This is a genomic window from Thalassobacillus hwangdonensis (assembly GCF_042675915.1).
Lineage (GTDB): Bacteria > Bacillota > Bacilli > Bacillales > Halobacillaceae > Thalassobacillus_A > Thalassobacillus_A hwangdonensis.
Window position 1 is genome coordinate 39,891 of the sequence record NZ_JBHTKL010000007.1, and the last position, 10,902, is coordinate 50,792.

Sequence of the window (10,902 nt, forward strand, 5' to 3'; positions counted from 1 at the left end):
AACTATGCATAACGAAATTGAGAAAATCTTGATTTCACAGGAAGAAATTCAAGAAAAATGCCAAGAGATAGGAGCGCAGCTTACAGAAGAGTACGATGGCCGATTCCCGTTGGTGATCGGGGTGCTGAAAGGTGCGATGCCTTTCATGGGGGATTTACTTAAGCGTGTAGAAACGCACCTGGAAATGGACTTCATGGATGTATCCAGCTATAACGGGGGTATGAAATCCACGGGTGAGGTTAAAATTGTAAAGGACCTGGACACGCAGGTCGAAGGCAGAGACCTTCTGATCATTGAAGACATCATTGACAGTGGTTTGACGTTGAGCTATCTTGTCGATCTATTCAAATACCGCAAAGCGAAATCGATCAGAATCGTTACACTGCTTGATAAGCCTACTGGTAGAAGTGCGAATATCAAAGCAGACATCATCGGCTTTGAAGTACCTGATGAATTCGTTGTCGGTTATGGTTTGGACTACGAAGAGAAATATCGTAACCTTCCTTATATCGGTGTATTGAAACCGGAAGTGTATGGCGGCTGATCGAGCCCATGAATGAATCACAGAATTGTCACATATGGTATAAGGGTAATTAGTTGTATTGGTACTTTTTAGATGATACTATTTTATTTAGTTTTTGTTGCTTGGGAGGAGGAAGGCGATGAACCGGATATTTCGTAACACAATATTTTATTTACTTATCTTCCTCGTAGTTATCGGCGTTGTCGGTCTATTCAGAGGATCAGGTGAACCTAGTACAACCTTGACAGTAAATGAATTTTACGAAAAATTGAATAATGGTGAAATCCATGAAATGCAAATGCAGCCTGTGAATGGGGTCATTGGCATTACTGGTAAACTGGGAAGTGAAGACGGAGAGACTTTCTCAACAAAAGTTACCAATAATGATGAAGTCGTCTCAAATATAGAAGAAACAGCGAGAGAACAGAGCATCTTGAATGTCGAAGAGGAAGAACAGCCAAGTGCTTGGGTTTCCTTCCTGACCACGATGATTCCGTTCATCATCATCTTCATATTGTTCTTCTTCTTGCTCAACCAGGCTCAGGGCGGCGGTAGCCGTGTCATGAACTTCGGTAAGAGTAAGGCGAAGCAATATACAGAAGAAAAGAAGAAAGTACGTTTCAAAGATGTCGCTGGTGCGGATGAAGAGAAGCAGGAGCTTGTGGAGGTCGTCGACTTCCTGAAAGATCCACGTAAATTCTCTGCAGTTGGTGCGCGTATTCCGAAAGGTGTCCTGCTTGTAGGGCCACCGGGTACAGGTAAAACATTGCTTGCACGTGCAGTAGCCGGAGAAGCTGGTGTTCCATTCTTCTCAATCAGTGGTTCCGACTTTGTTGAAATGTTCGTCGGTGTCGGTGCATCCCGTGTACGTGACTTATTTGAAAACGCAAAGAAAAACGCTCCGTGTATCATTTTCATTGATGAGATCGATGCCGTAGGTCGTCAACGTGGTGCAGGTCTTGGTGGTGGACACGATGAGCGTGAGCAGACATTGAACCAGTTGCTTGTCGAAATGGATGGATTCGGTGTGAACGAAGGAATCATCATCATCGCGGCAACCAACCGTCCGGATATTCTTGACCCTGCCTTGTTACGTCCTGGTCGTTTTGACCGTCAGATTACGGTCGATCGTCCTGATGTCAAAGGCCGTCAGGAAGTATTGGCTGTTCATGCCAAGAACAAGCCATTAAGTGACGATGTCGACTTGAAAACGATCGCTCTCCGTACTCCTGGCTTCTCAGGTGCGGATTTGGAAAACTTACTGAACGAAGCTGCCCTTGTAGCGGCACGTGCAGATAAGAAGAAAGTGGATATGGACGATGTCGATGAGGCGATTGACCGAGTGATTGCCGGGCCTGCTAAGAAGAGCAGAGTCATCTCAGATAAAGAGCGTAACATCGTTGCCTACCACGAAAGTGGACACACAATCATCGGTATGGTGCTTGATGAAGCAGACATGGTCCACAAAGTTACCATCGTCCCTCGCGGACAGGCAGGTGGCTATGCGGTCATGCTTCCGAAAGAAGACCGTTACTTCATGACCAAACCGGAATTGTTTGATAAGATTACAGGATTGCTTGGTGGACGTGTAGCTGAAGAGGTCATCTTTGGCGAAGTCAGCACAGGTGCTCACAATGACTTCCAACGTGCTACAAGCATTGCGCGTAAGATGGTTACCGAATATGGTATGAGTGATAAGCTTGGACCATTGCAATTCGGTTCCAACCAGAGCGGCCAGGTGTTCCTTGGACGTGACATCCAGAATGAACAGAATTACAGCGATCAGATCGCTTATGATATTGATAAAGAAGTTCAGAACTTCATCAATTTCTGCTATGAGCGGGCTAAAACGATTCTTACAGAGAATCGCGATAAACTCGAGCTGGTAGCGAAAACATTGCTGGAAGTAGAAACATTGGATGCGACACAGATCAAATCCTTGTTTGAAAAAGGACGCATGCCGACTGACGAAGAGTTGGAAAAGCTTGCGAATGAAAATGCTAAATCACGCAAAGAAGAGATGAAGAAAATTGACGGCGGGTCTGAAGATCCTTCTGATGTCCGGGTGAATATCCAGTCAAAAGAAGAAACCGACGAAGACTACGAACAGCCGAAAGAAACTTCACAAGAAGAAACAACCGATGATACAACTGACGATTCTGAGAAAAAGGATCGCGAATAAATTCATCAATATCGAAGCCATGCTGCCCCAAACGCAGCGTGGCTTCTTTTTGTTTGAAATTAATTATGGAGCCACCACTCTAAAAATGAAAGGGTGTGAGCGGAGACGGCTCGCTTTCCTGCCGGGATGACGGCAAGCCTCCTCGAGCTAACGCTCTGTGGGGTCTTACCAGTCAATCCATTGCCGCGGGAGTCTCATCGTCTCCGCTCACACCCGCTTAAGTTGAGATGATTGAAGTTTCAACTTTGATGAGTTTTTAACTTCATCAGCAGGAGAGGAGGGGCGTTACTCGCACATTCATAGGGGGGCGGGAAATGACGAGACTCCCGCGGGAGAAGGAGCTAGGCGAGATCCCGCAGGGCAACGCCCGAGGAAGCTTGCCAGTTCCCCCGCAGGAAAGCGAGTTATTTCCCGCCACCCCTGACTCACTACAACGCCCTTACATGATCTTCAAACAGAATCATTCCTTTTTTACACATTTGTGGTATCATGAAGTCGTCAAACGAATCGAAGTGGGGTTATTTTCATGATTTTCGTATTAGATGTCGGAAATACAAACACCGTACTGGGTGTTTTTGTTGAGGATACATTAAAATATCATTGGCGCATCAAAACCGATCGCCACAAAACAGAAGATGAATTCGGAATGCTCATCAAATCACTGCTCGAGCATGAAGACTTGTCTTTTTCTGATATTGACGGGATCATCATATCAACCGTAGTACCACCAATCACTTTTTCATTGGGAAGAATGGCGCATAAGTATTTCAATAAGACACCAATGATCATTGGTAGTGAAGAAGTGGAAGACGGGCTGGCGATGCAGTACCCGAACCCGAAAGAAATCGGTGCTGACCGGATCGTCAATGCTGTAGGTGCATTGGACAAGTTCGATGGGCCTCTGATCATCATCGATTTCGGTACGGCGACTACCTTCTGCTACATAAACGACCAGAAGGAGTATGTTGGAGGAGTCATCGCGCCAGGTATCAACGTTTCGATGGAGGCGCTGTATGCAAAGGCGGCGAAGCTCCCAAAAATTGAAATCAAGAACCCAGGTAACGTCATCGGCCAAAGTACTGTCGAAGCCATGCAGTCCGGAGTATTCTTCGGTTACGTAGGGCAGGTGGATGATGTCGTAAACCGTATGAAAGAAACCTCGGGAACGCATGCTAAAGTCATTGCAACTGGTGGTTTGGCAGCTCTAATTGCAGATGAGTCCAAAGCAATCGATGTTGTAGATCCTTATCTGACCTTGAAGGGTCTATATGTTATATATCAGAGAAATAAAGGGAAAAATGCATTTAAAGGAGATTGATGAACAATGTCAGATTATCTAGTTCGTGCAACCGCTTTTGATGGAATGGTCCGCGCCTACGCGATCCAGTCCACAGAAACAGTGGAAGAAGCACGCCGCCGACAGGATACGTGGGCAACGGCATCGGCAGCATTAGGACGGACGTTGACAATAGGCGCAATGATGGGCTATATGATGAAAGGCGAAGACAAGTTGACCCTTAAGGTAGAGGGGAATGGACCGCTTGGCGCAATCATTGTGGATGCAAATGCACATGGAAATGTCCGGGGATATGTGCAAAATCCACATGTCGACTTTGAATTGAATGATAAAGGAAAGCTTGATGTTGCACGTGCAGTCGGGACAGAAGGTAATTTAAGCGTAGTGAAAGATCTTGGGCTTAAGGATCATTTCACAGGGCAGGTCCCGATCGTATCAGGTGAAATCAGTGAAGATTTTACGTACTACTATGCTAACTCAGAGCAGGTCCCATCTGCAGTAGGTGCAGGGGTGCTTGTGAATACGGATCACTCCATCAAAGCTGCAGGAGGGTTCATCCTTCAGATGATGCCAGGAGCGGACGATGAAGCGATTACCGAAATTGAAAACAGATTAAGCACCATCCCTCCAATTTCAAGCCTGGTAGCCGATGGCAAAACTCCAGAGGAAATTCTGTTCGAACTTCTTGGTCAGGAAAATGTGAAGGTGCTGGATACGAACGAGGTAAGTTTCAAGTGCCGCTGTTCGAAGGAACGGGTCGAAGTTGCAATTGCAAGCTTAGGGGATGAAGAAGTCCAAGCGATGATCGATGAAGATCAGGGTGCAGAAGCGAAATGTCATTTTTGTAATGAAGTATATACATTCAATGTCGATGAATTGGAACAACTGAAAGCTGGGGATTCTCCTCAATAATTTCTCGGGGTGGTCAAGTGAATCGTAAGGTATTATGGGGACTTGTTTCCCTGTTAGTCATTACAAATTTGTTGACGTTATATTTCTGGTCCGGAGAACGTTCTACCTCTCCCAAATCTTCCAAGCTTCAGGACATGGAAGTTGTGGAAGCGTCAGATGAAGTCAATGAACCTGTAGCATTGATCAATGGTGAGGAAGTATCCTATGTCGATTGGGTTTCCTCTTTGAAGCAGACGTATGGCAAGAAGACGTTGGAAGATATGGTCAATAAACAGCTCGTTTTTCAATTGGCAGAAGAACATGACCTGACACTCGAACCGAAGCTTATCGATCGGGAGCTGCATTCCATGGAAACGATGCAGGGAGTATCGGGAAAAGAAGAGCTTGAACAAAAGCAGGAACAGTGGAGAAAAGATATCGAGTATCAGTTATATTTGGAAGAAATATTGACGCGTGATGTCGAAATCGCTGAAGAAGATATAAAAAAGTATTTCGAAAAGCATAAAGACGACTATACGTTCAGTAAAACCTATCAGCTGTCCCAGATTGTAGTCAATAATAAAAAGGAAGCTGACAAAGTCTATAAAGAACTTGAAGAAGGCAGTGATTTCTCTGTGCTTGCCAGGGAATATTCTGATGAAACAAGCTCGGGTGAATTCGGAGGCTACTTAGGGTATTACTCAGAGAACACCACTTTTCTTGATAATGCCTATTTTAATGCAGCTGAAAAGCTGGAAGAGGGACAATACAGTCAACCATTTGAGGCTCCTGGCGGGTACGTGGTCATCTACTTGCATCGAACCCTGCCTGAAGTAACGTTCACTTACGATGAATTGAAGGCACATATCCGGCGCGAACTGGCTTTGGGACACATCAGTGGTGTCGCTACAGCCGATATGCTCTGGGAACAAGCGGATATTGACTGGATTTATGGGGAATAGAAGGCTTAACGCCTTCTATTTTTTTCGTTGGATTAATAAGAATAACAGTGTGCGAAAAGTTTGACATTTCCAAAAGTAAAACGTAAATTATAATTAAATCCTATTAAATCACTAGGAATTAGGAGGGCTTTGATGAGAATAGCTGATAACATTAGTGAATTGGTCGGTAAGACCCCTGTTGTGAAACTGAACAGAAGTGCAGATGAAAACAGTGCGGATATTTATTTGAAACTGGAGTACATGAACCCGGGTAGTTCCGTAAAGGATCGTATTGCACTATCCATGATCGAAGCAGGAGAAAAAGAAGGACATTTGAAAGCTGGGGACACCATCGTAGAACCGACGAGTGGTAACACTGGTATTGGGCTTGCGATGATCGCTGCTGCAAAAGGATATAAGACGGTACTCGTCATGCCTGATACGATGAGTCAGGAACGTAGGAATCTGTTGCGTGCCTATGGTGCTGAGCTTGTTCTTACTCCTGGTAGTGAGGGGATGAAGGGCGCGATCAAGAAGGCGGCAGAGCTTCACGAGGAGCACGGCTACTTCATGCCTCAACAGTTCAATAATGAAGCAAACCCACTGATTCATGAAAAAACGACAGGACCGGAGATTGTCGAGCAGATGGGTGATCAGCTGGATGCTTTTATTTCCGGAATCGGCACGGGTGGTACAATCACTGGTGCAGGTAAGGTCTTGAAGAAGCATTATAAAGACATCAAAATCTATGCGGTAGAACCAGACGCTTCTCCTGTTCTTTCCGGAGGTCAGCCAGGCCCACATAAAATCCAGGGGATCGGTGCAGGATTCGTTCCTGGTATCCTTGATACGGGTGTATATGATGAAGTGATCCAGGTTTCGAATGAGGAAGCCTATGCATCAGCCAGGGAAGCCGCGCGCAAAGATGGTATTCTTGGTGGTGTATCTTCAGGTGCAGCGATCCATGCTGCGAAACAAGTGGCGAAAAAGCTTGGCAAAGGGAAAAAGGTGTTGGCGGTCCTTCCAAGTAACGGTGAAAGGTATTTGTCTACACCGCTATACCAATTCGACGAAGAATAACAAACGCTTAGAGAGTGATGTCATAATGGCATCGCTCTTTTTTGTGTAGAGACAATGAATCCAAACAACAGATAGTGTAAAATAGTGGAGAGTCGAAGTGCGGAGGTAATTGGATTGAGACATCTATTGCATACTGATAAAAAGACATACGAGTTGGATAAACAAACACTGATCATGGGAATTCTGAACGTCACTCCCGATTCCTTTTCCGATGGTGGCAAATATAATGATCTTGACCGGGCATTGGATCAGGCTAAGAAAATGGAGCGAGACGGTGCTCACATCATTGATATTGGTGGAGAGTCGACAAGGCCTGGTCATGAACCGGTATCAGAAGAGGAAGAGATTCGGCGCGTTGTTCCAATCATTGGATATCTGTCCAAAGAGCTGAACATTCCTATATCCATCGATACGTACAAAGCTGAAGTTGCACGGCAGGCAATCGAGGCAGGTGCTTCTATCATCAATGATGTGTGGGGAGCGAAGGAAGAGCCTGAAATAGCGGAAGTGGCGGCGGAATATGGAGTCCCGATCATCTTAATGCACAATCGAACAAACAAAGATTATGTAGCCTTGATTGATGATATGAAGGAAGATTTAAAAGAAAGCATCGCTATTGCAAAAGCTGCGTCTGTAAAGGATGAACATATTATTCTGGATCCAGGGGTAGGATTTGCGAAAACACCAGAAGATAATTTGGTCGTCATGCGTCACCTCGATGCATTCCAGGAACTTGGCTACCCCTTGTTACTTGGAACTTCAAGAAAGTCCTTTATAGGACAAGTCCTGGATCTGCCGACAGAAGAGAGGGTGGAAGGGACGGGTGCGACGGTCTGCCTGGGTATTAGTAAAGGTGCTCATATTGTAAGGGTTCATGACGTCAAACCGATAGCAAGAATGGCTAAAATGATGGATGCTATGCTTGGGAAAGGAGAATGAGAGTGGATAAAATTTATGTCACACAAATGGAATTCTACGGCTACCATGGGTTATTTCCAGAAGAAAATAAGTTAGGGCAACGCTTTTACGTTGACCTTGAATTGGATATTGATTTAAAAAAGGCCGGTCGTACAGATGATATGACAGAATCGGTAGACTATGGAGAAATCTATCAAGTAACTAAGTCTGTCGTAGAGGGAGAAGCGAAGAATCTGGTGGAAGCAGTAGCAGAAGACTTGGCTGCCAAATTGCTGGATACATTTGAAAAAGTGACTTTCTGCCGCGTCAAAGTAATCAAGCCGGACCCTCCAATTCCTGGCCATTATCAGTCCGTTGCCATCGAAATCTTCCGGGGACGTGACTGAATGAATCGCGCATATATTGCCTTAGGCTCCAACATTAATCCACGTGATGAATACTTGGAGGCGGGCATAAAAGAATTACAACACCATCCTGAAGTTTCCATCACAAAGCGCTCACGAATTTACGAGACTGCACCCGTGGGCTACACGGAGCAGAACGATTTTTTGAACATGGTGATCCAAGTCAAGACGTCTCTTCCGGCGTTGAACCTGCTTGATTTATGTCAATCGATTGAACATGAATTGGGGAGGAAACGGATGATCAAGTGGGGGCCACGGACCATCGACCTTGACATTCTAATGTACAATCAAGAACATATAGACACAGAGCGGTTAAAAATTCCCCACCCGTCCATGCACGAACGAGCATTTGTTATGGTTCCATTAGCGGAACTCGATCCAGAAGCATATATACCTGCAGTTGATACTACAGCTCAGGCAGTATTGAATACATTACCCAACCAAGAGATAGAAGGAGTTATTCCATGGCAGAAGAACAACAGCGATTGGGGAAGCGATTGAAAGGCTACCGTAAATTGAAAGGCATGACGCAAGTGGACTTATCCCGCGCAACGGATATATCTGTTTCTGTCATGGGTGAAATTGAACGTGGCGTAAGATTGCCTACTCCCGAAACCTTAGAGAAGATAGCAGAAGCTTTAGAAGTATCCATAGCTGAATTAACGATGAGAAAAGAAGAAAAAGTTATCAGCACTTAAACAGAAGATTGGAAGATGCGAAGATCCGTAACCCTATCGACGGGTACTTGAGTAAATGACGGAGACCTAGGATGAACGTTCGTCGTTGACACATTTCATCGGATTTTCTATACTAAGTCTAGTTATGCTGCCAGTAGACATGCTGGCAGTTTTTTAAATTAGTTCGGTAAGCAGACATATATAGCTTAAATTATAGAAATGGAGTGATACGAATGACGGAGGAATTGAATGATCTCATGAGGGTGCGTCGAGAGAAGCTTGACACATACCGTGAACAGGGGATGGATCCTTTCGGTGGAAAATTCGAACGAACAGATTATGCTGAGGATCTGAAGGAGAAATACGAGTCATTTACGAAAGAAGAGTTAGAGGAAAAAGCGATTGCGACTACGATTGCAGGGCGTATCATGACGAAGCGTGGAAAAGGGAAGGCTGGCTTCACCCACATCCAGGATTTGAGCGGACAAATTCAGCTATATGTACGTAAAGACCGCATCGGAGAAGAGGCGTATGAAATATTCAATACAGCGGACATCGGTGATATCGTCGGTGTAACAGGTGTTGTGTTCAAAACGAAAGTAGGGGAGCTCTCCGTTAAAGCGGATGAATTCCATATGCTTACGAAATCGTTGCGCCCATTACCGGAAAAATATCACGGACTGAAGGATGTTGAACAGCGGTATCGTCAACGTTACCTGGACCTGATCACCAATCCTGAGAGCCGTGACACCTTTGTAACTCGCAGCCGGATCATTCAATCTATGCGTCGTTACCTTGATGGACAGGGGTTTCTTGAAGTAGAAACACCAATGATGCACGGAATTCCGGGTGGAGCATCTGCGCGTCCGTTCATCACGCATCATAATGCTTTGGACATTCCATTATATATGCGTATTGCAATCGAACTTCATTTGAAGCGTCTGATTGTAGGTGGAATGGAAAAAGTATATGAAATCGGCCGTGTGTTCAGAAACGAAGGGGTTTCTACAAGACACAATCCTGAGTTCACTATGCTTGAACTTTATGAAGCGTACGCGGACTTCCACGATGTCATGAGCCTTACAGAACATCTTATAGCTCATATTGCAGAAGACGTGCTTGGAACAACAAAAGTCGCTTATGGCGATCATGAAGTTGACCTGACTCCTGAATGGACACGTCTCCACATGGTAGATGCCATCAAAGAATATACAGGCGTGGATTTCTGGAAACAGATGAGTGATGAAGAAGCAAAAGCTCTTGCAAAAGAACATGGGGTTGAAATCAAGTCCACGATGACGTTCGGTCATATCGTCAATGAATTCTTCGAGCAACACGTAGAAGAAAAGCTGATACAACCTACGTTTATTTATGGTCACCCTGTGGAAATCTCTCCACTAGCTAAAACAAACCCTGAAGATAGCCGTTTCACAGATCGTTTTGAGCTGTTCATCGTTGGACGTGAGCATGCGAATGCGTTCTCCGAATTGAACGATCCAATCGATCAACGTGAACGCTTTGAAGCACAATTGAAGGAAAGAGAAGAAGGGAACGATGAAGCGCATATGATGGACGATGATTTCATCGAAGCGCTTGAGTATGGTATGCCTCCTACAGGCGGACTCGGAATCGGTATCGACAGAGTGGTGATGCTGTTGACGAATTCACCATCCATCCGGGACGTACTGCTTTTCCCTCAGATGCGTAATCGTGACTGAAGTAGAAATGCCTATACAAAGACCTCGACATTTTTCTGTCGAGGTCTTTTTGTTTATAAAATGAGCCAAACTATCTGAAAAAACTTTTATTTCATTTACCTCTTGATTGAACTCCGAAACCGTGATAAATTATTAAACGTCGCATTAAACGAAACGCGACAGACAAACAACACAAACTAATAATCACAAAAAAGTTGTTGACTTTAAAACAACCGCATGATATATTAGTTAAGTCGCTGTTTTGAACAGCAGACAACAAATTGATCTTTGA

General features: G+C 44.8%; 11 protein-coding genes. All 11 read left to right on the forward strand.

The window, feature by feature from the left end; translation table 11 throughout:
* Positions 1-4 precede the first annotated feature (4 nt).
* The 11 genes from hpt (at position 5) to lysS (ending at position 10,631) form a co-directional block, all read left to right on the forward strand.
* Entirely contained in the window at positions 5-544 is a 540-nt protein-coding gene (hpt, locus tag ACFQ2J_RS18365; RefSeq protein WP_386064148.1) for a hypoxanthine phosphoribosyltransferase, read from the forward strand.
* A gap of 118 nt (positions 545-662) precedes the next feature.
* Entirely contained in the window at positions 663-2,705 is a 2,043-nt protein-coding gene (ftsH, locus tag ACFQ2J_RS18370; RefSeq protein WP_386064151.1) for an ATP-dependent zinc metalloprotease FtsH, read from the forward strand.
* A gap of 526 nt (positions 2,706-3,231) precedes the next feature.
* Complete coding sequence (locus ACFQ2J_RS18375) at positions 3,232-4,023, forward strand: type III pantothenate kinase (RefSeq protein ID WP_386064154.1); 792 nt, start codon at positions 3,232-3,234, stop codon at positions 4,021-4,023.
* Between the two features lie 6 nt (positions 4,024-4,029).
* On the forward strand, positions 4,030-4,914 hold the full coding sequence (gene hslO / locus ACFQ2J_RS18380; RefSeq protein ID WP_386064155.1) for an Hsp33 family molecular chaperone HslO: 885 nt from the start codon (positions 4,030-4,032) through the stop codon (positions 4,912-4,914).
* Between the two features lie 17 nt (positions 4,915-4,931).
* Positions 4,932-5,855, forward strand: coding sequence for a peptidyl-prolyl cis-trans isomerase (locus ACFQ2J_RS18385; protein ID WP_386064157.1), 924 nt, complete (start codon positions 4,932-4,934; stop codon positions 5,853-5,855).
* A gap of 132 nt (positions 5,856-5,987) precedes the next feature.
* Positions 5,988-6,914 (forward strand): cysteine synthase A, encoded by a 927-nt coding sequence (gene cysK, locus ACFQ2J_RS18390; RefSeq protein ID WP_386064159.1) that lies wholly within the window; start codon positions 5,988-5,990, stop codon positions 6,912-6,914.
* A gap of 174 nt (positions 6,915-7,088) precedes the next feature.
* A complete protein-coding gene (folP, locus tag ACFQ2J_RS18395; protein ID WP_386064175.1) occupies positions 7,089-7,853 on the forward strand; it encodes a dihydropteroate synthase in 765 nt (254 codons plus the stop codon).
* Positions 7,854-7,855: 2 nt separating this feature from the next.
* Positions 7,856-8,218 (forward strand): dihydroneopterin aldolase, encoded by a 363-nt coding sequence (folB, locus tag ACFQ2J_RS18400; RefSeq protein WP_386064161.1) that lies wholly within the window; start codon positions 7,856-7,858, stop codon positions 8,216-8,218.
* Positions 8,219-8,737, forward strand: coding sequence for a 2-amino-4-hydroxy-6-hydroxymethyldihydropteridine diphosphokinase (folK, locus tag ACFQ2J_RS18405; RefSeq protein ID WP_386064164.1), 519 nt, complete (start codon positions 8,219-8,221; stop codon positions 8,735-8,737). It abuts the gene before it with no gap.
* Positions 8,701-8,934: a helix-turn-helix domain-containing protein gene (locus tag ACFQ2J_RS18410; protein WP_386064167.1), complete on the forward strand. Its 234-nt coding sequence runs from the start codon at positions 8,701-8,703 to the stop codon at positions 8,932-8,934. The genes folK and ACFQ2J_RS18410 overlap by 37 nt, the downstream gene beginning before the upstream one ends.
* A 212-nt stretch (positions 8,935-9,146) precedes the next feature.
* Positions 9,147-10,631: a lysine--tRNA ligase gene (gene lysS / locus ACFQ2J_RS18415; RefSeq protein ID WP_386064170.1), complete on the forward strand. Its 1,485-nt coding sequence runs from the start codon at positions 9,147-9,149 to the stop codon at positions 10,629-10,631.
* Positions 10,632-10,902 lie beyond the last annotated feature (271 nt).